Raw genomic sequence first — 22,114 nt, forward strand, 5'->3', positions numbered from 1 at the left:
TTAATGTTAAGAAGGTTTTGCACAAAAATTTCACATTTAATATATTATTTTTATACGTTGAAAGACTCATAATTCTCGCAGTTTTTTACACAATCAATTTAAGCTATTTAAGGTGTTGTCATGACATATAGAAATAATTATCAATATCGTTTGGTGTATTCTACATTGGCCCTTGCAATATCAGGCGCAATCGTAGGGACGGCAAACGCAAATGAAGCGGCCAACGTACAAGCACAAAATGAAATAGAAACAATTCAGGTACTGGGAACTAGGGGGTCTGGTCTAGAGCTCTCGAGCAGCAAAATTTTAAAAGTACCAGGGGCGAATAATGATCCTTTAAAAGCGATTGAAGCTCTACCTGGTGTCATATTAACGCCACCAGCGACAGGGGGGCCAGTAGCAGAACCTGCGATTAGGGGCTCAAGCTCTCAAGATAACTATTATGAAACTGACTTTTTAGAAGTCGGTTATACATTTCACAATGATGGTCTATCAACATATAACCCTAGGCTCATTGAAAACTTTTCATTAGAGACTGGTGCGTGGAGTTCGCAATTTAATGATGCCAACGGGGGGTTAATTGTTACTAAGCTTAGAGACCCAAGTTTCACTGAGTCAAATACAAATGTTGAGCTGAGTTTCATTCGCGCTTCTATCTTACATGAAGGTCAGATCAATGATGATATGGCTTATTATGTATCATTTCGAGAATCGTTGGTTCATTTATATATTGAAAACTTTATTGAAGATGAGGATTTTACTTATCCCACGCCTCCAAGGAACAATGATTATCAAACTAAGTTGGTATGGGATTTAAATAACCAAGACCGACTGACTTTTGTTGCAACCGGAGCCAACGATAAAATTGAAACTGAGTTCGATGAAGGCAGTCGAGATGTGGCTAAAAATCCAGATTTAGAAAGTGGTGAACTGTATGAGTTCAGCTATAATAATCAAGGGGTTATTTGGGATAGACAGCTTGATAGATATCGTCATAAACTGGCATTAAATCATTTGTCTAAAGAGGATATGTCCAGAGAAGGGGAGATATTAAATCTACAAGCAGATACAGACATATTGAGTTTAAAAGGCTTGGTAGAATATGATTTTGATTTGGGGGTATTGATGGTTGGTGGTGAATATCAATTACAAACCGTTGATATGGACGCATCAGGACGAGATTTCCCATGTAACGATGATTTTGAAATGTGTCCACCCAGTTACTTTAGCCCTAAATTCTCTACTTCAGAAGAGCTCGATCTGGATGAGGTTTCGGCCTACGTTGAATGGCGCCAACAGGTTGGTAAGTTAGATATCAATGTAGGCGTCAATGCCAGTAAATATGATTACAATGATGAGTCATTGTTAGAGCCTCGATTTAAGGCATCACTTCCTATTCAAGACGCAGGTAAGCTGAGTTTCAGTGTGGGTCGGCATCATCAAGGTTTTAAAGACTTTGCATTTGTTAGCGAAAGTTTGGGTAATCCAGAATTAGAGCAAGAGAAATCGACTCAGTATGTATTAGGTTATGATTACGTTGTCGATGAAATTTGGGCTGTACGTGCACAATTATATTATAAAGAACTCGAAGATCTGATCGTGACAAACCCTGCTGCTCAAGCAAGTCGTTACGGTGAGGTGATTGCGCCAAATACGACACGATATTTTAACGAGGGCGAAGGTCAAACATATGGTGCTGAGTTACTTATTAATAAAAACTACAGCGACAAATGGTATGGGTGGGTAAGCATTGCTTATTCACACTCAGACAGAACAAACAATGTTACTGGAGAAGAGTTTGATTATGCATTTGATCTGCCTTGGGTCGTTAATATGGTTGCCAGCTATGACATAAGCAATGAATGGCAAGTCGGTGCTAAATGGCGTTATCAAAGCGGCCGACGTTATACGCAAGTGACAGGATCAACCCCTATCTATGATCCTAACGCTAGTGCGCAATCTGAGCCTGTGTTATATCAACCAGTATATGAGCCTTTTAACGAAAGTACCTTGAGTGCGTATCATAGGTTGGATGTACGTGTTGATTATAACACCAAGCTATGGGGTCAAGAAGCGAACGTATTTTTTGAAATATTGAATGTGTATGGCAATCGTTCTATTCAAGAGTTTGAATACAATGCGGATTACTCCAATTATGAGAAAGACTATATATTCCCTGATATGCCTTTACCATCAATTGGTATAAATATTGATTTCTAGATAAAGAATGGCAACACAATGCCCATGTTTCACTGAGTGAACATGGGCATTTTTTTCAGATATTGTTTCGCTGTTACTTTATTGAGGGTTGTGGCAGCTGGTTAATAGCTGTTGCCAAAAAGCTTTGCCTTTACGGTGTGCAAGTTTAATATTGTTCTCAGGAATACTTTCTGGATCATCATATGTTGAAAGTGCCTGCGACATGCTTGCTTCACGAATTAAATGCAGGGTGGGGAAAGGCGCTCGATTGGTGTAATTGGCCGGGTCGTTGTCATCGCTATCAGCAAATACATAATCTGGATGAAAGGTCGCTATTTGGAATACGCCTTCATAATTTTGAATTCGAAGCATGGTGTTTGCAAGATCGATTAAATCGACAAAATCGTCAAAAAGTGCGAAGCCATCGGGAAACATGAGTAATGTTGTTTCTCGGTCTGGATCCGATGTTAGTTGTGCACACTGTTCCAACATATCCATCACTGCATCATCATGTGTTGTGCTTTCGGATACACAATAGTGAATGCGGTTTTCTTCAACTTCTTTACGTGCAAATGGGCAAAAGTTATATTTAACTATGACTGCACTCACCCAATGTTGCATAGCGTTTACTTGAGCATTCATGAGATTGTCTCTTTTATTAAATTATGTTTTAAAACCTGTAGTGACTTTTCTATTGCACCTTGGTTTTTATTCAGGCAGCGCTTTGCGTTAGAGCCAAGTTTTTTAAGCTGGTGGGGGTCGTTTAATAAGCTGATCAATAGAGTTGCTAATTCCGCTTGGTCTTCAACACAAATAGCGCCTTGATGTAAAAATAGTTCAGGGTAGATATGTGAAAAGTTATAAATACTGGGGCCAGTAACAACGCCTACATTAAACGCTGCAGCTTCTAAAGGGTTATGCCCACCTCTATTAATGAGGCTTCCGCCAATGTATGCGATATCGGCACTTCCATACAGCATTTTGAGCTCGCCTAACGTATCAGCAAGTATCACTTGCTTTGTCGGAGCGACTTGTTCGCTGCGTCGAGTGAAAGTGAACCCTTGTTGCGAGAGTAAGTCTGCGACCGGCTCGAATTGCTCTGGGTGCCTTGGCGCGATAATTAATAGTGTGTCTGGATATATTTTTAGCAGTTCTTTGTGTGCATAAAGTAGCTTTTCATGTTCTTTTGGATGGCTTGAGCCTGCTATCCAAACGGGACGAGTGCGAAATTCAGACTTTAGCTGCTCAGCTTGTTGCAGGGCAGTGTCATCGACATAGATATCAAATTTAATAGAACCCGTAACGGTGACTTTATCTGTAGGTAAACCTAAACAGATAAAACGTTCAGCATCTTCACGACTATGACTTGCTATATGATCAATGCTACCCATAAGCACTTTAGCTAATCGAGGTACTTTTTGATATCCGCGCAAAGACTTTTCAGACAGTCGGGCGTTGATAACAACTGTTGGGCACGCTACCTTTTGTGCCGCTGTCATAATATTTAACCATAATTCGGTTTCTAACGTAATGAACAGCTTTGGGGAAAGTGTCTTGATAAAGCGATTAGCACAATCCCAAAAGTCAAAAGGTAAATAGCACACAGAGACCTGGTTTTTAAAGCTGTCTTTTACTTGCTGACGACCAGTCGGAGTGTTACAGGTGATAATGATGTGGTCGTTTTTATGGCGAGCCTTATACTCTGAAATCAATGGCACTGCAGCCAAGACTTCTCCAACTGACGCACAATGAAATATGACGGCATTTTTTGGTAAATTGGTGAGTGAGAATGCAAAGCGCTCAGTAAAGTTCTGTCGATATGCAGGGGCTTTTTTACCTCTGACAAAATACAGATAAATAACAATTAAGGGGCTGAGAATATAGAGTAAACAGCTATATAAGAAGCGGATCATGAGTTACATATCATAGTCATAAAAAGCTATTTTACTGTGTATCGAGAAAAAACTGAAATCTAATAACAAATTTACACACTTTAGGGTCGTGCCCCCACAAAATAACTTTGTTACCATAGCGGTATATTATAAAAACCAATGATAAAAGATGAAGTCTAAAATTACGTATTACCTAGCTGGTGCATTATTTTTTTTCTCAAGCCAGTCTTTTTCCGCCCCAACGGCGTACTTGCCAATAGGAAAAGACGCTATTTTAGAATATCAAATTGATAAAATGTTTGCTTTGACTGATGGTACGCCGATGGCTAAACCCTATCGAATAAGTGAAATAAACATGGCATTGCGTAAACTCAGCGCGGTTGATAGGTCGCTATATAATAGTATTAGAGGGCGTCTAAAGCCGTACTTTAGTAAGGATGGTATAACGCGACAAGGTATTAAATTGAGAGCTGATTCTGGTGAAGTCGTGAAGTTGGCGAATGACAGAAGTAACACATCAGATGAATATGCTGAGCTTTCTTTGGAAGGTGTATGGCGCGGTAGTGATAGCTCTTTGTTGCAGATAGGGGTTGATTATCGAGTCGATGCGGGTGATTTAGTGGCTTACAATACATTTTATGCATTAGGAGGCGACACTTTTCAGCTTAATTTAGGGTATAAAGAGCATTGGTTTTCTCCTTTTAAGAGCTTTGCACAAGTTTACTCTAATAATGCTAAGCCATTGCCGTCCGTTTCTCTGGGTTTAATAGCACCGTTGAAAAATTGGTGGAACTTTGATTTTGAACTGTTCTACGCCGAAGGCGAGCATGTTGAAGACGCAATTTTGTATCAAGATACGTTGCATAGTGGTAAGCCTAAGTTAGCGGGCACTCACTTTAGTATTGAGCCTGTAACCGGTTGGAAGTTAGGTTTAAATCGTATGATGCAGTTTGGTGGCGGCCCACGAAAAGTGACGACCAAAGATGTATTTAAAGCATACTTCGATCCTGCGGGTAATGACAATAGCGGCTTAACTGGCAGTAAAGATACAGAGCTTGGCGATCAATGGGTGACCTTTACAAGTACTTTGCGCACAAACATGTTAACCCCAGCCGAGTGGTATTTTGAGTATGGTGGTGAGGATACCAAAGGCCACAAAAACTATCAATTTGGTAATACGGCGAGTAATTTTGGTGTGTATCTGCCACAAATGACAAAAGAGAGTACATTACGTTATGAGTACTCGAATCAACATAGTTTGTGGTACGTCAATGAAATTTATCCTGTGTACGGTAACTCAATCGATGGTGCTGTAATGGGTAGCTTTATTGGCGATCAGCGTCAGTTTGATGATGCCGCGCCGTCTCAAGCTCACATCATTGAGGCGACTTACAGTGAAAACCTGCACTCACTATGGCGTGCAAAGTACACTAGAATTGCAAATGAAAGTAATTATCTCAACGAACTCGGGCAGCTTGGTCAGAGCTATGAAGTGGGGCAGGAGCTACAAATAAGCAATAGCCGAAAAATATCTCACCGTCAGGTTGAAACAACGTTAGCTGTTGGTAAAGATGTATTCGGTGAAAGCTATACTTGGTTATCAGTCAATGTATACTGGTAAATCACGGATACTATTTACAGAACAAAGCCCAATAAGCGGTAATTTAGGAACTTATATGTCGCAAAATCAACATATTGAACAAAGTTATTTAGCCTCGTTACAGCGTCACTTAGACGTTTTTAATACGATGGCGAACTATCATAAAGAATCTATGCAGCTACTTGAGGCGTGTAAAAAGGCACTGGCAAATGGTGGTAAAGTAATTTGGTTTGGTAATGGTGGTAGTGCTGCAGATGCACAGCACTTAGCAGCGGAATTTGTTGTTCGATATAAGCTGGAAAGGGGGCCGTTAGCATCGATTGCATTAACCACTGACACCTCAATTCTGACAGCGCATAGTAACGACTATCATTTTGACACAGTATTTGAGCGACAAGTTCAGGCACTATGCAAGCCAGAGGATCTGGTCATTGGCTTAACGACCTCGGGGACCAGCACGAATATAAATTTAGCATTACAGGCGGCAAATGATATTGGCGCTTTCACTGTTGCATTGACGGGCAGAGAGGGTGGCAAGGTACGAGACATCGCTAATTTGCCTATTATTATTCGCAATGACGAAACTGCGCGCATTCAAGAAGCACATATGTTTATTGGTCACTGGTTATGTGAGGCAATGGATATGTCGATGGCGGAGCAACAATAATGGATTTAGCACGCTTACAGCATTTAAATAAAGCGCGGGTATTGGTTGTGGGTGATGTCATGCTCGACCGCTATTGGTTGGGCGATACTGGTCGTATTTCGCCAGAAGCACCAGTGCCTGTCGTTAAAGTAAGCAGTTTAGAAGACAAAGCGGGCGGTGCAGCCAATGTTGCAAAAAATGTTGCGCACCTCGATGGTAAAGTTGGGTTGTTGGGATTAATAGGTCAAGATGATATTGGTCAAACGCTTGAGCGTATTTTAGAGTCTGAAAATATACATTCACAATTAGTGAGTGTTACTGGGCTGCCTACAATTGCCAAAATGCGAGTTATCAGCCGTCACCAGCAAGTTGTACGTTTAGATTTAGAAGAGACATTTACTCAAGCACATAGCTGTTTGTTACTAGAAAAGTTACAGCAAGTGATTGATGATTATGATTATGTATTATTCTCTGATTACAATAAGGGCGCTTTATCTGCAATTCAAGAGATGATCACTGTAGCAAAGGCCGCGGGTAAAATTGTGCTTGTAGACCCTAAGTCATCAGATTTTTCAATATACAAAGGTGCTGATTTTATTACGCCGAACCTGAATGAGTTTAAGTTGGCTGGCGGTGAGGTAAAATCAGAGGAAGCCTTGACTGTGAGTGCGCGCAAGCTTTTAGCTGATGCGGGGGTAGATGCCATGTTATTGACTCGTTCAGAGCAAGGTATGTCATTGATAAGTCAAACTGAAAAACATCATTTTGCTGCACAAGTTCGAGAAGTGAGTGATGTGACCGGTGCAGGTGATACGGTGATTGCAACACTTACAACAATGTTGGGTGCAGGTATGGACGCAAAGGATGCGGTTGAAGTTGCGAACATTGCAGCGGGAATAGCTGTCAGCAAATTGGGGGCTGCAACGGTTACACCTGAAGAACTAAGCCAGAAGTTGGGTCAATATTTGATTGAAAATGGTGAACATTACCAAGCGCCTTTTGATGACGTGCATCAACATATCGCATTCGCGAAAAGAAATGGTGAACGCATTGTATTCACTAATGGTTGTTTTGACATACTACATGCTGGCCATGTTAAATATTTGGCACAAGCCAAAGCCATGGGAGATAAGCTGGTTGTTGGATTGAATAATGACGAGTCTATCTCGCGTTTGAAAGGCGCAGACCGGCCTATAAACCCATTAGATGAGCGTGCAATGGTTTTATCAGCCTTGGCCTCTGTTGATTGGGTGATCCCATTTGGCAGTGAAGCTGAGGGTGACACACCCGCAGAGCTTATTGCACAATTAAGTCCTGATATTCTTGTTAAAGGGGGCGATTATAAAGTGTCTGAAATCGCTGGAGCCGAGCATGTTCTAAGTACGGGTGGACGTGTTGAGGTACTTGATTTTCTGAACGGTTGCTCGACATCGAATATTATCAAAAAGGCACAGGCTACAGAATAGGGTTGGCGATTTGTGTGCTTATAAACACGCTAAGGCTTGTTTATAAGCCAGATGAAGTTGTTCCCAATTGTTATCTGTGAAGTAAAAGGTCGGCCATTTGCCGGCCTCTTTGTAAAATGAACGACGTAGCCTGTCCATATTATGTTTTTGCCAGCTCAGGGAAGGCGTGCGTAATTCACCTCGATCAAAATCAATTAAATAGACCTCTCCAGCTTCATTAAATAGAATGTTATTGATGTTTAAATCGGCATGATAGACGCCAGCATGGTGAAACTGAGCAATGGTTTGCGCCACTTTGTTGAGCTGGTTTAATGCGATCTCTCTCGTTTGAAGCACTTCGCATAGACTGGTGGCGCCAGTAATCGCTGCGGTGATTAGATCACCCCGATAAATACAATAAGATCTAGATATTTTTGCGGCCACAGGACTTGGAACAGGTAAGCCTTGTTGCTCTAATTCGCATAATAATAAAAACTCTTTATATACTCGGGTGCTTTTTAAACCTTGAAAAAGGTATTGGTCAGATAATAACTTACCTACCATTCCGCCACGCCAGTAATGCTTTAATACACTGACTTGGTTATCGTGGCGAAAAAACCATGCCGTTGCCCGACCCTCTTTTGTACCTACAATTGCATTTTGCTGCTGCCAGTAATTTGGGTCAAAGTGCTCGGGAAGAAAAGGGGTTTTCGTATGGTCAGGCGTAAGGATATAACCCTGTTCAATGTTATTAATTAGCATGCAAAGTGGCAACGTAAATCTAGGTGAGTTAAGTGTATCGTTTTTTTACCCCGCTATAAACTTGCAAAGCCAGATGAATAATTTAAGATCGGGCACTAATTGAAGTTAACCCTATGGGATATGTGTGTCAGCTCAATATAAATCAATCTGTATTCTTAGGCTTTCAGCCATTGGAGATGTTTGTCATGCGGTAGCTGCTGTTCAAGCGATTCAAGCAGCACATCCTCAAGCAAAAGTGACCTGGGTACTTGGCAAGGTTGAGGCAATGCTCTTATCTGGTTTAGCGAACGTCGAGTTTGTCATTTTTGATAAAAAGCAAGGTTCGGCAGCCTACAAGCAGTTAAAGTCAGCATTTAAAGGGCGTCGGTTTGACGTACTTTTACACATGCAAGTGGCACTGCGAGCGAATCTAGCCGCACGTTGCATTCCTGCAAAGGTAAAAATTGGTTTTGATAAACACCGCAGTAAAGAGCTGCACAGTTTATTTGTGAATCGCACAATTGATGCTCAGAAATCTGCGCATGTATTGGAAGGATTTCAGAATTTTGCGAGGGCCATAGGTGTTAGCTGTAACGCGCCCAGTTGGGTTATGCCTTTTTCTGAACAAGATGAGCATACGGCAAGTGGTTTGTTGGCAGGGCGAAACAAAGTGTTTGTGATTGCAGCCGCTGCAAGCAAAGCTGAGCGTAATTGGTTGCCAGAACGCTACGCGGAGGTCGCTCAGCACGCACATGAAAATGGGTTTGACGTGGTGCTGACGGGTGGACCAACTGAACTAGAGCGTACTTTAGCGGATGATATTTTGAGTTATGTCACGTTCCCTGTTTTAAATTTAGTCGGTAAAACAAAGTTAAAAGAACTGTTATGTGTATTAAAACAAGCAAAATTGGTCCTGGCACCTGATACTGGGCCTGCACATATGGCAGTAACGGTAGCCACGCCAGTGATTGGTTTATATGCCCACTCTAACCCTACGCGAACAGGGCCTTATTTATATTTGGATTATGTGGTTGAGGTATATCACCAAAACTTAGTAAAGCAGAAAAATAAAACGGCTGATCAACTTCCATGGGGCACTCGAGTCAAAGGGGCAGATTTAATGTCTCAGATAAGTACTGAGCATGTTATTGCGATGTTTGATAATGTCGTCATCAAAGAAAGGTTGTAGAAGCTCTATGAGTCGCAAAGCTGTTTTTTTAGATAGAGATGGTGTGATCAATGTGGATCATGCTTATGTTCACAAGATTGAAGACTTTCAATTTATTGAAGGCGTATTCGAAGCATGTCAGTACTTTTGCGAGCAAGGGTATTTAATTGTGATAGTCACAAATCAATCTGGCATTGGTCGAGGCTACTATACGGAACAACAATTCCATCAGTTAAGTACTTGGATGTGTCAGGAATTTAAGCGCCACGATGTTGTTATTAGCCAAGTTTATTTTTGCCCTCACCACCCTAAACAAGCGCTACCTGAGTATTTGGCTGACTGCACATGTAGAAAGCCTCAGCCAGGTATGCTCAATCAAGCAATCGCAGAATTTGATATTGATGTGGCTCAGAGTGTGATGGTGGGTGATAAAATATCGGATATTCAAGCCGCACGTGCCGCTGGCGTTAACACGGCAATACTGGTTGAGTCTGGTCAGGTATTTGATAGAAAAACCATGGAACTCGCTGATTTTGTATGTTCATCACTAAAGAATGTACCCAATATTATGTCTTCTATCTTATAAACATTTACTTTAGGCCGTGGTGGTCAATAATCACAATTCGTGCAATTACGGCCTGAAACTTTTACAATACAATTCTATTTGATATCACTCACAACTAAGTCACGACGACCAAGTTGTAAGATTGTGAGTGACCCGTGCAACCAATGGAGACTCTAAATGAGAGCATCGGCCTTTTATAGCCAGTTAGAGCAGCAACTTGAAGAAGTTAAAGCTGAAGGTTTATACAAAAATGAGCGAGTGATCACGTCATCTCAGCAAGCTGAAATAGCCGTATCTTCGGGCAGTTCAGTTATTAATTTTTGTGCAAATAACTACTTGGGTTTAGCAAACAGCCCAAGCTTGATAGAAGCGGCGAAACAAGGCCTTGATGCCCATGGTTTTGGTGTGGCGTCTGTGCGTTTTATTTGTGGTACGCAAGATATTCATAAAACGTTGGAAGCGAAAATAAGTGAGTTTTTGCAAACAGAAGACACAATTTTATATTCATCTTGTTTTGATGCAAACACCGGACTGTTTGAAACGATATTAGGGCCTGATGATGCGATTATTTCTGATGCGTTAAATCATGCTTCTATCATTGACGGTGTGCGTTTATGTAAAGCAAAACGTTTCCGCTATGCAAATAATGATATGGCTGCATTAGAAGAGCAACTTATTGCCGCTACACAAGCAGGTGCTAAAACTAAGTTGATCGCAACAGATGGCGTATTCTCAATGGATGGCGTGATTTGTAATTTAGAAGCAGTATGTGATTTGGCTGATAAATACGATGCATTGGTCATGGTTGATGATTCTCATGCGGTGGGCTTTGTCGGTGAAAATGGTCGTGGAACACCTGAGTATTGTGGTGTATTAGACCGAGTCGATATTATCACTGGCACATTGGGTAAAGCTCTTGGTGGCGCATCTGGCGGCTATACGTCAGGTAAAAAAGAAGTGATTGATTGGTTACGTCAACGTTCTCGCCCGTATTTGTTCTCAAATTCACTGGCACCGTCTATTGTAACAGCTTCAATTGCAGTGCTTGAGATGCTGAAAGATGGAAAAGCGTTACGTGACACGCTGTGGAGCAATGCGGCGTATTTCCGTGAGCAAATGGAAGCGGCTGGTTTTACCTGTGCGGGTAAAGATCATGCCATTATTCCAGTGATGCTAGGGGATGCGAAAGTAGCGGCAGCAATGGCAGATAAACTACTTAGTGAAGGCATTTACGTAACGGGTTTCTCATTCCCAGTTGTCCCTAAGGGTCAAGCACGAATTCGAACTCAAATCTCTGCTGCGCACACCAAAGCGCAATTAGACACAGCGATTAGTGCGTTTATCCGCATTGGTAAAGAATTAGAAATAATTTAAATAAATAGAGGAAGCAACTGCTTCCTTTTTTACGAGCGAAAAGTATGAAAGCGTTATCTAAGTTAAAAGCAGAACCTGGGATCTGGATGACCGATGCTCCGAAACCGGAGATGGGACACAATGATTTATTGATCAAAATTCGCAAAACCGCGATATGTGGAACTGATGTACATATTTACAAGTGGGATGAGTGGGCGCAAAACACCATTCCAACGCCGATGGTAGTTGGTCATGAATATGTGGGTGAAGTTGTTGAGATGGGTCAAGAGGTCCGAGGCTTCAACATTGGTGACCGCGTATCTGGTGAAGGTCATATAACCTGTGGACACTGTCGTAATTGCCGTGCTGGTCGGGTACATTTGTGTCGTAATACCACAGGTGTTGGTGTCAACAGAGAAGGCTCTTTTGCTGAATATCTGGTGATCCCTGCATTTAACGCATTTAAAATTCCTGACAATATTTCTGATGAATTAGCATCAATTTTTGACCCATTTGGCAATGCAGTACACACGGCTTTGTCATTTGATTTGGTCGGCGAAGACGTATTGATCACAGGTGCTGGCCCTATCGGCATTATGGCAGCAGCCGTTGCTAAGCATGTTGGTGCACGCCATGTTGTTATTACCGATGTTAATGAATATCGTCTTGAATTAGCAAGAAAAATGGGTGCGACACGCGCTGTAAATGTCTCTTCAGAAAAGCTTGAAGATGTTATGTCAGAACTTGGGATGACAGAAGGGTTCGATATTGGTTTAGAAATGTCAGGTGTACCTGTTGCTTTTAATAGCATGCTAAACAATATGAATCATGGTGGTAAAATTGCCATGCTTGGGATCCCTCCATCGGATATGGCCGTAGATTGGAATCAAGTAATTTTTAAAGGCTTGGTTATCAAAGGTATTTATGGCCGAGAGATGTTTGAAACATGGTATAAAATGGCCAGTCTTATCCAATCAGGGCTAGATCTAAACCCGATTATCACGCATCAATTTCATATTGATGAGTTTCAAACTGGCTTTGACACGATGATTTCTGGTCAGTCAGGGAAAGTTATTTTAAACTGGACCTAATATAGATCGTAACTATTAGCAATAGGCGACTTAGGTCGTCTTTTTTAATTTTGAGAGAAGTAAATTTATGCCATGTAAACATATTTCAGTTGCCCAAACTCACGAAATGCTTGAGCGAGATGATGTCGTTATTGCAGACATCCGAGACCCAAATAGCTATGAAAGTGGCCACATCCCAGGTTCTGAGCATTTATCGAATGGCAATATTGGTCACTTCATGCAAGAAAAAGAATTTGAGCAGCCAATTATTATTGTGTGTTATCACGGAGTAAGTTCGCAAGGCGCTGCAAATTACCTGATAGAGCAAGGTTTTGAAGATGTATATAGTATGGATGGTGGCTTCACACAGTGGGCTGCTGAACTACCGAGTGTTATAGCTAAATGATTTTAATTGGTACCTCAGATAACCCACGTGCCGTGCAAGGGGCTGCTGATTACTTTAAGCGTCAAGGCGTCAATGCAGTATTGAAAAGTATGGATGGTAGGCATGTCGAAGTATGGGTACCAGAGTCAGAAGAACACAGTGCGATACCGCTTTGGAATGAGTTTGTTGACAATCCATATGATGAAAAGTATTTAACTGCTTCATGGCATACCGGGAACACAGAAACACAGTTTTTGTATAAAGGCGGCTCACTGAACTTAGCGAAACGATTTAATGAGTTACATTGCTTCTTAAAGGCTGTTTTTGTGGTCGCGCTTGTTATTTTTGCCTGTTTATATATTGTTGAAGGAAAAGCGGTTTATACACTTTTACAGTTCGATCCACGTTCCCCATTAACATGGATATCACCCGTTTTGATGCATTTCAGTGCATTACATCTTATTTTTAACTTAGCCTGGTGGTTACACTTGGGTAATAAGATAATTAAACGGGTTGGTGCTAAACAGCTTATTTTGATATTTTTAATAAGTAGTTTAGTCAGTAACTGGGCACAATATTTGTTTGTCGACCAAAGGTTTGGTGGGTTGGGTGGGGTAGTTTACGCATTACTGGGGTACGCATGGGTGCATAGTGCGCAGCATAATCATCAGGAAGCATTGGTTGAAAAGCCCGTAGTTGGCTTTATGCTTATATGGATGATATTTGGTTTTACAGAGATATTTTTTATCAGTATGGCAAATTGGGCACACTTATTTGGTTTGCTGACCGGCATGTTATTAGCTTTACTACCTAAGCTAAAACGCGCTTAATACTGGGTTAGTGATAAAGGTATTTAGTAAATAGCACTTCTCTCACAATTTCTTGCCCAGTTTCGTCATTGAGCAAGCCTTTTAGCTTTTCGGCACAGCGCATACGAATTTCTTCACGACCCGTTAGCGACTTAATTGTCTCTTCGGGTTCTTTACTGAGTATTTGTACTATTGCATCTCGTAAAAGCGGTGTGTGATGCTCGACAATTGCAATGTTTGATACATCATTGAGCATCAAGTCGACCGTTACCCTGACGTAGCCTAATTTTTTATTTGATTGACCGATATAGTTAGTAATTATATCGGGCTCAAAACCAAAGTATCCGACCGTGGACTCAGCTTTAACATTTACACTGCTAATTAGTAGTACGAGCGCCAAAGTTAAATAAGCATGCATCTTCATTATGATTTAAAGTCCTAGTGGTTTGGTCAATCAACTTGTGATGTGTAAGTGTATACTTATTTGAGAGAAATTTACAGATAACCTGCAAATTTTGAACTATAAATTCAAGCTACTTTGTGGCTACAGCGCTCGATGGTATGATATCGCCCGTCGTATATAAGGGCTATATTTATTGTGTTTGAACATCCATTTTCTATTGATTTTTGTTGGCAAAGTACTGACAAATTAGACTGTCCATCGACGGAAATTGCAATGTTGCTTTTTGATCAAGGGTCTTTAACCTCTTTGTTAAAGGCTCGATGTAAGCATTTTCGTGTCAAGCTGTTATCAGAAAAATGGCTTGCAGCAAGTTCAGGCCATAACAAGGTCTTTGATAACCAAAGTCATCGTGTATTGTGCCGCGAAGTTTTGCTTTATTGTGACGAGGTTGCCACCGTCTATGCGCAAAGTTGGATCACTGAAGCGGCATATCGGGACGAAGTTGGCGAGCTAGGAGAAACGCCGTTAGGCGAGGTGCTGTTTAGTGATGATAGTTGGGGCCGTTCTGAGCTCGAAGTTTGTAATTTTAATGGCCAGAACACACCTATTTCATGCTTTACGTTAGAGAATGCGCAAGCCTCGCAATCTTTTTACGCAAGGCGCAGAACATTTACCAAAAGTCAGTCACAGGTAATGGTATGTGAAGTATTTTTACTTGGAGAAAAAGATGCAACTAAATGCACTTAGAGTAAGTAACTTATCTGAATATAGCCAGCTAATGAGGTTAGATAAACCCATCGGTACATTGTTGCTACTGTGGCCAACTTTATGTGCTTTGTGGATTGCAAGTCGTGGAGTACCGCCTTTAGAGTTAATAGTGATATTTAGTTTCGGTGTGTTTATTATGCGCAGTGCTGGCTGTGTTATTAATGATTACGCTGATAGGAAAGTTGATGGCGCGGTGCAGCGCACATCACAAAGGCCTCTTGCACGTAAAGCAGTCAAGCCTGGTGAAGCGTTAACGCTCTTTGCTAGTTTGATAAGTGTCGCATTTTTACTTGTCATTCAGTTGAATTTTAATACTGTTTTACTATCGTTACTCGCGCTTGCACTGGCTGCTTGTTACCCTTTTATGAAACGTTTCACGCATTTACCTCAAGTCGTCCTCGGTGCCGCCTATAGTTGTTCAATTCCTATGGCATTTATGGCTACCAATGACACAGTGCCAATGTTAGCTTGGCTATTATTTATAGCAAATTTACTTTGGACTGTCGCTTACGACACCATGTACGCAATGGTTGATAGAGAAGATGACTTAAAAATTGGGGTAAAGTCTACGGCTATATTGTTTGGTCAATTTGATAGGCATTGGGTTGCCTTATTGAATATTCTATTCATTGGAATAATGTTATTTATTGGATACTCAATGCAGCTAAACATCGCTTATTGGGTAGGGGTAAGTTGTGCTGTTATATTACTCGCTAATCAACAAAAAAATATTACTGATCGCAATAGAGCTGAATGTTTCAAAGCATTCTTGAACAATAATTATGTTGGAATGGTGATTTTCATAGGATTAGTGGCATCAATGGTTAGGTAATATATTTAACCGTTTGGCCTAACTACTTGTAATTTTTTAGTATGGCTAGTTTTACACATGTGGAATAAAGTCAAAATGAAGTGGGACTAATTCAGTTGTTGATGGACACAATAGAAGATGCTTGTTCCGGCTTCTATTGTGTCCATGAATAATACTTACTGAGTAGCACAAGATTGGGCTTGTGCTGTTTGCTCAATCAATTCTAGCAGATGCTTGATATGGCTATCGCTATTTACATGGTGGTTTGTTTGCACTACTAACTGCTCGTGATCAACATCTTTATTTGTTTTCAAGAGGACTAAATTAGGGTCTTGTGCAATCGTTTTAGAATGCTCAATACTGGCAATAGCAAAGTGGTTAGAGTTTTTAAGCCCGTCAATCACTTGATCAATATTGCCAATCTTCATACTGGTTGATTTATTGAGTCCCTCTACAGCTTCATTAAGCATGGTCTGCACTTGTTTAAGCTGTGAAAAGCAGCCATACATAGGAAATTCAGACAACTCTGATCGTCTTAAGCTATCTTTGCTGGCAAGCGGGTGATGCTTTGATACGAATAAAATAAGCTGATCTGGTAAATGTATATCGCTCATCACATTACTTGCGCTTTGCAGATAAACGCTAATATCTATTTCCCCGAGTTGTAGCTTCCTTGTTAGCTCATGCTCGTCTTGTAATTGCATTTCTACTTTTACATTAGGGTAGTCAGCCAAAAACTTGCCACAAGACATAGGCACTATGGCACTTGCTTTGTTGGTGTAGCCAATCACTAACTTGTGTTGGTCTCTGCCAAATAAGCTTTGCTTAATCGTTTTTTTCGTGAGTTCTAACTCTGAAAGCGTCGCTTTACAGTAGTTAAGAAACAGTTCACCCTGCTCAGTCAATTTTACTGAGCGAGTAGAGCGCTTAACTAATTCACACCCAATTTCATCTTCCAAAGTTTGGATGCTGCGGGTCAGTGCCGAAGTACTGATTTTGGTTTGTTCAGCTGCTTGTCTAAAATGACGCAGACTACCTAGCGCAACAAACTGTTCTAGTTGTTCAAATCTCATTCGAAATTCCTTTTAATTTCATCAATACACAGAATTTGTGTGATTTTCCCTAATACTAATACAGATACAGGAAAATTTAAAGTGAAATTTTTACATTTTGCTTACAAAAATCAATCAGGATAACTGTCTCTTATCGCAATAAACTGGTCAATATTTTGCATAAATAGGTCTACAAGCTTAGGATCAAACTGTTTCGCTTTTTCAGATTGTATCAATGTTAATACCTTTTCTAAAGGCCATGCCTTTTTGTAACATCGGTCGCTACCTAAGGCATCAAATACATCTGCTAGTGCGGTGATCCTCCCAACAATGTTAATACTTTCGCCCGTTAATCCTTGCGGATAACCACTACCATCCCATTTTTCGTGATGCTGATGAGCAATTGTAGCACCACATTGTAAAATTTCATTGGTAGAGTTTTGTAAAATTTCATGTCCGATTTGAGCATGAGTTTGCATAATTTGCCACTCATCTGCGGTGAGTTTCGCAGGTTTGTTCAATATATTGTCAGGAATGCTGATTTTTCCTATGTCATGTAAAGGAGAAGCTAACTTAATGATTTCTGACTGATAATCACTTAACCCATATAATTGGGCAAGTAACATACTATAGTGAGCAACTCGTCTAACGTGCGAACCGGTTTCTTTTGAGCGCTTTTCTACGGCTTCACCCAGTATGTACGATAGCTCTTTCTGTGATTCTTTTACGGTTTCCCTGAGTTTTAAATTATCATAGGCGAGTGCAATATTATTCGAAAAAAATTCTAACAATTGATAGTCAGTGTGTTGCAATGCCGACTCTTTACTGACATATAGCATGGTTTCACCACCACACCTTGATGGGAAGTAACCAATATACTCATGATGTGTTTTACAGGAGGTTTTACGGTTATGAGACTCAATAAAAAGGTTTTTAACACTGTTGGGGATAACGTCAGAATTGGGTTCAATGCCTTCTCCAGAGGCTGCGAGTAACTTAAATTTAGTTGCTGCATCTTTTTGGTTATTAACTGCGGCTGCGCAGTAAATATCATTATCTTTGAGGCCTAACACATCGGATACATGTGATAAAATGGTAGATGCAAATTCTCGTACACTATCACATTGTAAAAAAGAGGATGAGGCGTTAATTATTCGCTCTAAGCCTAACTTATGCCGCTCTATGGTTTGTATATCTCGATGGGAACGCAATGCAGAGTAGAGCAATGTTTTGAGCTTAACAGCTGTAAGTTCTGTTTTATTTTTATAATCATTAATATCATAATCACGTATTACAGACTCTTCAGGCGCTTCGCCGGGTTGGCCTGTTCTTAGAATGAGTCTGATATCATGATTGGCGATGTCATTTCTAATATATTTAATTAAATCAAGCCCAGCATGATTACTTTCCATCACAACATCAATGAGCCCAACGGAAATCTCATCTTCACTTTGCAATATTTCCATAGCCTGTTTTGCTGAGTAAGCATGATGAAAGCGCAATGTTTTCTCTTCGAATTTAAAATCAGAGAGAACTAACTTGGTTACTTGATGAATATCTTCTTCATCATCAACAACCAGAATATCCCAAAAATCAGCGTGTTGTTCTTGGGTATTCGGTTCGTCTAGCGCTTCATTAGAAAAAAGAAAACTATTCACTCGTGGGCCCTTTTCAGACTACTCTCATACTAAGTATAGTCATGAAAAGAGGCTGTGCTTAATTACGACGAAGGCTTTTTTTCGATATTTTGCAATTCTATTTCAATGGCATCACAAGAAATGTGAATTTCATATAAAGAAATAATCAGTGAAAGCGCTAAGCAACACAGGCTTGCTCCAAATAAAACAATGCCAGTTAATGCCACATCTATGAATAATGCAAACATAGAGAGAGTACACAATAAAAATGAAATAACGCCCCAAACTTGCATAAAGCGGATGAGTTTTATGCGCTTTCTGAGATTATCGATTTGTGCTCTAACGAGAGGTCTTAAGGTATTACCTTCGCGGGCATTTAATTCACGAATTAATTGTGCGAGCACTAAAAACCGATTCGTGTATGCTAAAAGTAATAATGAGATTGCAGGAAAAAGCAAGCCAGGTGTTGTGAGTGTCATAATTAATGCCTCTAACAGAGCGTTTTGCAACAGGTAAGTTAAGTATGACAGAAAATAACTTTAAATGGCGATGTGCTTTCACTACAGATAATTTGATGGAGGCACATATTGTCCAAGGCCTTTTTGCACAAGCAAAAATTCAGTCACGTATTGAGGGCAGTGCATTGCAAGGCGCCATTGGTGAAATACCAACCGAGCAGGCAAAATTAAGTCTCTATGTCTATGAGATAAAGCTACGCGATGCCCAGCAAATATTGTTAAACTACGCACAATCGCAGCTACATGAAGATTGGCACTGCATACAGTGCCGTGAAATAAATGGTCCAGCATTTCAATATTGCTGGCAATGTGGGAAACAACATGAGTAAAGCAAATAACTTCCAACGTATCCGAGATTTAAATTACCTACAAAAGGCGGTATTGGCCGCTGCGGTGATTGAGCGTATGTTACCGAATTACGATCTATTTAGTGATGCAACCGGATTTGGTGACACAGCAACGATGAAAAGTACGTTGAATGTCTGTTGGGAAATTATTGTTTTTCCTAAGAGTAAAATTAATTTAGAGAAGCAAGTTGATAAGGTTGAGGCAAATGTACCAGAACTATCACAATTCGATATGTTCGGCACATACCCAGCCATTGATACGGCCACTGCCTTATTAGGTCTGCTGCATGGTTTAATGGCCAAAGACGAACAGGAATTTATTGATATTGCGAAAATATCTCAGGCTACTGTCGCTCGATATGTTGAGTTCGTGCTGGAGAATGAAGAGATAGAACCAGACAATAGTCTTGTGCGAGAGCATGAAATAATGCAATACGAAATAGAGGTGTTAGCAGGGCTGATTGATTTTGTGGAGCAAATGGGTCGGATCACCAGTGAGAGTGTAAAAGCACTTAAGCAACATGCGGTCGCTGATGGGCAAACTAATATTGGTATAACAATTTAGAGTTGCAGTTTTACTTGCTGAGCAAAAGCAGCTCAAGGTAAAATTGATATTTTTAAATAAGGTGGGAGAAGTACATTGCGAATTTTAGGTATTGAATCATCATGTGATGAGACTGGAATTGCTATTTATGACGATGAACAAGGCTTGCTTGCACATCAGTTATACAGTCAAGTCAAAGTACATGCTGATTATGGTGGTGTTGTACCTGAGCTTGCTTCTCGTGATCATGTTAGAAAAACGATCCCCCTAATTGAAGCTGCATTTAAACAAGCTGGATGTGGTCCAGAGTCGTTGGATGGTGTGGCTTATACGGCAGGGCCTGGTTTGGTGGGCGCATTGTTAGTGGGTACCTCTATTGGGCGTTCAATGGCATTTGGTTGGGGGATCCCCGCAGTGGCTGTGCATCATATGGAAGGGCACTTACTGGCGCCGATGCTAGAAGAAGAGCAACCAGAATTTCCGTTTGTGGCATTGCTTGTATCGGGTGGTCACACCATGATGGTTAAAGTGACCGGTATTGGCGAGTATGAAGTGCTAGGTGAATCGGTTGACGATGCCGCGGGAGAGGCTTTTGATAAAACAGCTAAATTACTTGGGCTTGATTACCCTGGTGGTCCGCGTTTAGCGAAGCTTGCTGAACAAGGTATTGCAAAGAAGTTTGTATTTCCGAGACCGATGACTGATAAACCTGGGCTTGATTTTAGTTTTAGTGGCTTAAAAACGGCTGCTGCTAATACCATTCGCTCTGAAGGTGATGACTTACAAACCAAAGCAGATATAGCGCATGCTTTTCAAACTGCGGTAATAGATACACTCGCAATAAAATGCAAAAGGGCGTTGAAGCAAACCGGTATAAAAAGTTTAGTTATTGCAGGAGGGGTGAGCGCGAATGTGGAGCTGCGCGACAAGCTGGAGCGAGTCATGCAAGGCATGCAGGGGAAAGTCTATTATCCGCGTACGGAGTTTTGTACTGACAATGGCGCAATGATTGCTTTTGCGGGAATGCAGCGTTTAAAAGCGAAACAGTTCGCACCGTTAGATATGAAGACTCAACCACGTTGGCCACTTGATAGCTTAAAGCCACTTTAATTTTTTTTCTTACCGACTTTAGGCTCTTGACCTTTTAAGAGCCTTGCAATGTTGGCTCTATGCCGCACGATGATCAAGACGGTTAAAAAGCTCACCGGAATGGTGTATATCGGTTTGATCAACCATGTGTATAGCGGTGCAGCGGTTACCGTAATGATCGCCGCTAAAGAGGCATAACGCGTCAGCCAAAGTACACATAGCCATGTAGCAATGAGCATCCCACCCAAAGACAGGCCAATAGGTAGCAATGCGCCAAATGCAGTAGCAACGGCTTTACCACCATTAAAGTGGAAGAAAATGGGGTAAATGTGACCTAAACAGGCAGCCACAGCCACGGCGCCTAACCAAACGGGTTCAATTTCTAAAAAGTAAGCACCCCATACAGGAATAGTTCCTTTTAAAATATCAAAAATAAGTACTAATGCCGCAGGTAACTTCCCCCCAAGCCTGAGCACGTTTGTTGCCCCTGGATTATTTGACCCTGCAAATCGGGGATCGGCTAAACCAAATACCTGACAAACGAGTACAGCTGACGAAATTGAGCCAATTAAGTACGCACAAATACAGATTAAACTAACTAACACACGTTTCCTTATTTTGTCTTACTAAGTTTTGGGCTATGATCGAACGTTGTTGTAGGTTGGTTTAAAGCAAAAAAACAACCTTAATTTGAGTTACGTCACCGCTGGAGTATGAATGGATAAGGTCTATATCTCACAACTACACGTCGAAACCATAATAGGAGTTTACGACTTTGAGAAGGAAAGTAAACAAAGCTTGTACTTTGATATTGAGATGTTGACCGATATTTCGGCTGCAGCTCAATCAGATGATATTAGCTTGGCAGTGGATTATGCCAAAGTGAGTGAGCGTGTTATTGCGCATACAATCAGTAAACCAGTAGAATTATTAGAAACATTAGTTGAGCAACTCGCGGCGATTATTTTAGCTGAATTTAATGTAGTCCAAGTGTCTATTTGCGTCAGTAAACCGGCAGCGGTGCCTGCAGCTAAAACTGTTGGTGTGGAAATTACACGGAAAAAGAAATAAC

The 22,114-nt window shown here is 40.9% G+C and carries 24 protein-coding genes; 16 read left to right on the top strand and 8 right to left on the bottom strand.

The features are described from left to right. Positions 1-120: 120 nt before the first annotated feature. The gene (locus BGP78_RS15455; RefSeq protein WP_119862218.1) at positions 121-2,220 is read left to right on the top strand and encodes a TonB-dependent siderophore receptor; all 2,100 of its coding nucleotides are present in this window, start codon (positions 121-123) and stop codon (positions 2,218-2,220) included. A gap of 78 nt (positions 2,221-2,298) precedes the next feature. Here the strand turns inward: BGP78_RS15455 and BGP78_RS15460 are convergent, their stop codons facing one another. Together BGP78_RS15460 and waaA are read right to left on the bottom strand one after the other, a co-directional pair. After that, positions 2,299-2,841 carry a DUF1415 domain-containing protein gene (locus BGP78_RS15460; RefSeq protein WP_119862219.1) on the bottom strand — a complete coding sequence of 181 codons (543 nt, stop codon included), beginning with the start codon at positions 2,839-2,841 and terminating at the stop codon, positions 2,299-2,301. Then, positions 2,838-4,112, bottom strand: a complete 1,275-nt coding sequence (gene waaA / locus BGP78_RS15465) for a lipid IV(A) 3-deoxy-D-manno-octulosonic acid transferase (RefSeq protein WP_119862220.1) — start codon at positions 4,110-4,112, stop codon at positions 2,838-2,840. The genes BGP78_RS15460 and waaA overlap by 4 nt, the downstream gene beginning before the upstream one ends. Positions 4,113-4,260: 148 nt before the next feature. On the opposite strand from waaA, the gene BGP78_RS15470 reads away from it, so the two are divergent. Genes BGP78_RS15470 through hldE form a run of 3 tightly spaced genes read left to right on the top strand, consistent with a single transcriptional unit; the run spans position 4,261 to position 7,803 of the window. After that, the gene (locus tag BGP78_RS15470; RefSeq protein ID WP_119862221.1) at positions 4,261-5,712 is read left to right on the top strand and encodes a capsule assembly Wzi family protein; all 1,452 of its coding nucleotides are present in this window, start codon (positions 4,261-4,263) and stop codon (positions 5,710-5,712) included. Positions 5,713-5,767: 55 nt separating this feature from the next. Further along, positions 5,768-6,358: an SIS domain-containing protein gene (locus BGP78_RS15475; protein WP_119862222.1), complete on the top strand. Its 591-nt coding sequence runs from the start codon at positions 5,768-5,770 to the stop codon at positions 6,356-6,358. After that, the gene (gene hldE, locus BGP78_RS15480; protein WP_119862223.1) at positions 6,358-7,803 is read left to right on the top strand and encodes a bifunctional D-glycero-beta-D-manno-heptose-7-phosphate kinase/D-glycero-beta-D-manno-heptose 1-phosphate adenylyltransferase HldE; all 1,446 of its coding nucleotides are present in this window, start codon (positions 6,358-6,360) and stop codon (positions 7,801-7,803) included. Before BGP78_RS15475 ends, hldE begins: the two co-directional genes overlap by 1 nt. Before the next feature lie 18 nt (positions 7,804-7,821). Here hldE and BGP78_RS15485 read toward each other — a convergent pair whose 3' ends face one another. Continuing rightward, the gene (locus tag BGP78_RS15485) at positions 7,822-8,544 is read right to left on the bottom strand and encodes a 3-deoxy-D-manno-octulosonic acid kinase (protein ID WP_119862224.1); all 723 of its coding nucleotides are present in this window, start codon (positions 8,542-8,544) and stop codon (positions 7,822-7,824) included. 124 nt (positions 8,545-8,668) lie between these two features. On the opposite strand from BGP78_RS15485, the gene BGP78_RS15490 reads away from it, so the two are divergent. The 6 genes from BGP78_RS15490 to glpG all read left to right on the top strand — a co-directional run bounded on the left by BGP78_RS15490 (position 8,669) and on the right by glpG (position 13,894). Next, on the top strand, positions 8,669-9,712 hold the full coding sequence (locus tag BGP78_RS15490) for a glycosyltransferase family 9 protein (RefSeq protein WP_119862225.1): 1,044 nt from the start codon (positions 8,669-8,671) through the stop codon (positions 9,710-9,712). 7 nt (positions 9,713-9,719) lie between these two features. After that, positions 9,720-10,277: a D-glycero-beta-D-manno-heptose 1,7-bisphosphate 7-phosphatase gene (gene gmhB / locus BGP78_RS15495; protein WP_182912298.1), complete on the top strand. Its 558-nt coding sequence runs from the start codon at positions 9,720-9,722 to the stop codon at positions 10,275-10,277. 156 nt (positions 10,278-10,433) lie between these two features. After that, on the top strand, positions 10,434-11,630 hold the full coding sequence (locus BGP78_RS15500; protein WP_119862227.1) for a glycine C-acetyltransferase: 1,197 nt from the start codon (positions 10,434-10,436) through the stop codon (positions 11,628-11,630). A 44-nt stretch (positions 11,631-11,674) separates the two neighbouring features. Then, positions 11,675-12,700 carry an L-threonine 3-dehydrogenase gene (gene tdh, locus BGP78_RS15505; RefSeq protein WP_119862228.1) on the top strand — a complete coding sequence of 342 codons (1,026 nt, stop codon included), beginning with the start codon at positions 11,675-11,677 and terminating at the stop codon, positions 12,698-12,700. Positions 12,701-12,767: 67 nt separating this feature from the next. Then, positions 12,768-13,085, top strand: a complete 318-nt coding sequence (glpE, locus tag BGP78_RS15510) for a thiosulfate sulfurtransferase GlpE (RefSeq protein WP_119862229.1) — start codon at positions 12,768-12,770, stop codon at positions 13,083-13,085. Continuing rightward, positions 13,082-13,894 carry a rhomboid family intramembrane serine protease GlpG gene (gene glpG, locus BGP78_RS15515; RefSeq protein ID WP_119862230.1) on the top strand — a complete coding sequence of 271 codons (813 nt, stop codon included), beginning with the start codon at positions 13,082-13,084 and terminating at the stop codon, positions 13,892-13,894. The genes glpE and glpG overlap by 4 nt, the downstream gene beginning before the upstream one ends. 7 nt (positions 13,895-13,901) lie before the next feature. Here the strand turns inward: glpG and BGP78_RS15520 are convergent, their stop codons facing one another. Next, positions 13,902-14,297 carry a flagellar basal body-associated protein FliL gene (locus BGP78_RS15520; RefSeq protein ID WP_119862231.1) on the bottom strand — a complete coding sequence of 132 codons (396 nt, stop codon included), beginning with the start codon at positions 14,295-14,297 and terminating at the stop codon, positions 13,902-13,904. Positions 14,298-14,471: 174 nt separating this feature from the next. Here BGP78_RS15520 and BGP78_RS15525 point away from each other — a divergent pair, with 174 nt between their 5' ends. Continuing rightward, entirely contained in the window at positions 14,472-15,023 is a 552-nt protein-coding gene (locus BGP78_RS15525; RefSeq protein ID WP_182912299.1) for a chorismate lyase, read from the top strand. Beyond that, positions 15,004-15,876, top strand: a complete 873-nt coding sequence (ubiA, locus tag BGP78_RS15530) for a 4-hydroxybenzoate octaprenyltransferase (protein WP_119862233.1) — start codon at positions 15,004-15,006, stop codon at positions 15,874-15,876. Before BGP78_RS15525 ends, ubiA begins: the two co-directional genes overlap by 20 nt. 155 nt (positions 15,877-16,031) lie before the next feature. On the opposite strand, the gene BGP78_RS15535 is transcribed toward ubiA, so the two are convergent. The 3 genes from BGP78_RS15535 to BGP78_RS15545 all read right to left on the bottom strand — a co-directional run bounded on the left by BGP78_RS15535 (position 16,032) and on the right by BGP78_RS15545 (position 19,023). Beyond that, the gene (locus BGP78_RS15535) at positions 16,032-16,928 is read right to left on the bottom strand and encodes a LysR family transcriptional regulator (RefSeq protein WP_119862234.1); all 897 of its coding nucleotides are present in this window, start codon (positions 16,926-16,928) and stop codon (positions 16,032-16,034) included. A 110-nt stretch (positions 16,929-17,038) separates the two neighbouring features. Beyond that, positions 17,039-18,565 (bottom strand): DUF3369 domain-containing protein, encoded by a 1,527-nt coding sequence (locus tag BGP78_RS15540; protein WP_119862235.1) that lies wholly within the window; start codon positions 18,563-18,565, stop codon positions 17,039-17,041. 62 nt (positions 18,566-18,627) lie between these two features. Further along, the gene (locus BGP78_RS15545; protein WP_119862236.1) at positions 18,628-19,023 is read right to left on the bottom strand and encodes a DUF2721 domain-containing protein; all 396 of its coding nucleotides are present in this window, start codon (positions 19,021-19,023) and stop codon (positions 18,628-18,630) included. 44 nt (positions 19,024-19,067) lie between these two features. Here BGP78_RS15545 and BGP78_RS15550 point away from each other — a divergent pair, with 44 nt between their 5' ends. From BGP78_RS15550 to tsaD, 3 genes are all read left to right on the top strand, one after another. Then, positions 19,068-19,391, top strand: a complete 324-nt coding sequence (locus tag BGP78_RS15550) for a DUF2007 domain-containing protein (RefSeq protein WP_119862428.1) — start codon at positions 19,068-19,070, stop codon at positions 19,389-19,391. Continuing rightward, positions 19,384-19,974, top strand: a complete 591-nt coding sequence (locus BGP78_RS15555; RefSeq protein ID WP_119862237.1) for a YjaG family protein — start codon at positions 19,384-19,386, stop codon at positions 19,972-19,974. The genes BGP78_RS15550 and BGP78_RS15555 overlap by 8 nt, the downstream gene beginning before the upstream one ends. A 75-nt stretch (positions 19,975-20,049) precedes the next feature. Next, positions 20,050-21,063, top strand: coding sequence for a tRNA (adenosine(37)-N6)-threonylcarbamoyltransferase complex transferase subunit TsaD (tsaD, locus tag BGP78_RS15560; RefSeq protein WP_119862238.1), 1,014 nt, complete (start codon positions 20,050-20,052; stop codon positions 21,061-21,063). Here tsaD and plsY read toward each other — a convergent pair. Further along, a complete protein-coding gene (gene plsY / locus BGP78_RS15565) occupies positions 21,060-21,647 on the bottom strand; it encodes a glycerol-3-phosphate 1-O-acyltransferase PlsY (RefSeq protein WP_138598252.1) in 588 nt (195 codons plus the stop codon). The two genes, tsaD and plsY, sit on opposite strands and share 4 nt — an antisense overlap. 112 nt (positions 21,648-21,759) lie before the next feature. Between plsY and folB the strand changes: the two genes are divergently transcribed. Beyond that, positions 21,760-22,113, top strand: a complete 354-nt coding sequence (gene folB / locus BGP78_RS15570; protein ID WP_119862239.1) for a dihydroneopterin aldolase — start codon at positions 21,760-21,762, stop codon at positions 22,111-22,113. Position 22,114: the final 1 nt, after the last annotated feature.

It is taken from the genome of Pseudoalteromonas sp. MSK9-3 (assembly GCF_003590335.1).
Classification (GTDB): domain Bacteria; phylum Pseudomonadota; class Gammaproteobacteria; order Enterobacterales; family Alteromonadaceae; genus Pseudoalteromonas.

Bases quoted from the DNA above. Each gene is read 5' to 3' on its own strand.
- BGP78_RS15555 (WP_119862237.1), top strand. From the start codon at position 19,384: ATGAGTAAAGCAAATAACTTCCAACGTATCCGAGATTTAAATTACCTA.
- BGP78_RS15500 (WP_119862227.1), top strand. From the start codon at position 10,434: ATGAGAGCATCGGCCTTTTATAGCCAGTTAGAGCAGCAACTTGAAGAA.
- BGP78_RS15460 (WP_119862219.1), bottom strand. From the start codon at position 2,841: ATGAATGCTCAAGTAAACGCTATGCAACATTGGGTGAGTGCAGTCATA.
- BGP78_RS15475 (WP_119862222.1), top strand. From the start codon at position 5,768: ATGTCGCAAAATCAACATATTGAACAAAGTTATTTAGCCTCGTTACAG.
- BGP78_RS15485 (WP_119862224.1), bottom strand. From the start codon at position 8,544: ATGCTAATTAATAACATTGAACAGGGTTATATCCTTACGCCTGACCAT.
- glpG (WP_119862230.1), top strand. From the start codon at position 13,082: ATGATTTTAATTGGTACCTCAGATAACCCACGTGCCGTGCAAGGGGCT.
- BGP78_RS15470 (WP_119862221.1), top strand. From the start codon at position 4,261: ATGAAGTCTAAAATTACGTATTACCTAGCTGGTGCATTATTTTTTTTC.
- hldE (WP_119862223.1), top strand. From the start codon at position 6,358: ATGGATTTAGCACGCTTACAGCATTTAAATAAAGCGCGGGTATTGGTT.
- BGP78_RS15535 (WP_119862234.1), bottom strand. From the start codon at position 16,928: ATGAGATTTGAACAACTAGAACAGTTTGTTGCGCTAGGTAGTCTGCGT.
- folB (WP_119862239.1), top strand. From the start codon at position 21,760: ATGGATAAGGTCTATATCTCACAACTACACGTCGAAACCATAATAGGA.
- BGP78_RS15550 (WP_119862428.1), top strand. From the start codon at position 19,068: ATGACAGAAAATAACTTTAAATGGCGATGTGCTTTCACTACAGATAAT.
- gmhB (WP_182912298.1), top strand. From the start codon at position 9,720: ATGAGTCGCAAAGCTGTTTTTTTAGATAGAGATGGTGTGATCAATGTG.
- ubiA (WP_119862233.1), top strand. From the start codon at position 15,004: ATGCAACTAAATGCACTTAGAGTAAGTAACTTATCTGAATATAGCCAG.
- tdh (WP_119862228.1), top strand. From the start codon at position 11,675: ATGAAAGCGTTATCTAAGTTAAAAGCAGAACCTGGGATCTGGATGACC.
- BGP78_RS15520 (WP_119862231.1), bottom strand. From the start codon at position 14,297: ATGAAGATGCATGCTTATTTAACTTTGGCGCTCGTACTACTAATTAGC.
- BGP78_RS15545 (WP_119862236.1), bottom strand. From the start codon at position 19,023: ATGACACTCACAACACCTGGCTTGCTTTTTCCTGCAATCTCATTATTA.
- glpE (WP_119862229.1), top strand. From the start codon at position 12,768: ATGCCATGTAAACATATTTCAGTTGCCCAAACTCACGAAATGCTTGAG.
- waaA (WP_119862220.1), bottom strand. From the start codon at position 4,112: ATGATCCGCTTCTTATATAGCTGTTTACTCTATATTCTCAGCCCCTTA.
- BGP78_RS15455 (WP_119862218.1), top strand. From the start codon at position 121: ATGACATATAGAAATAATTATCAATATCGTTTGGTGTATTCTACATTG.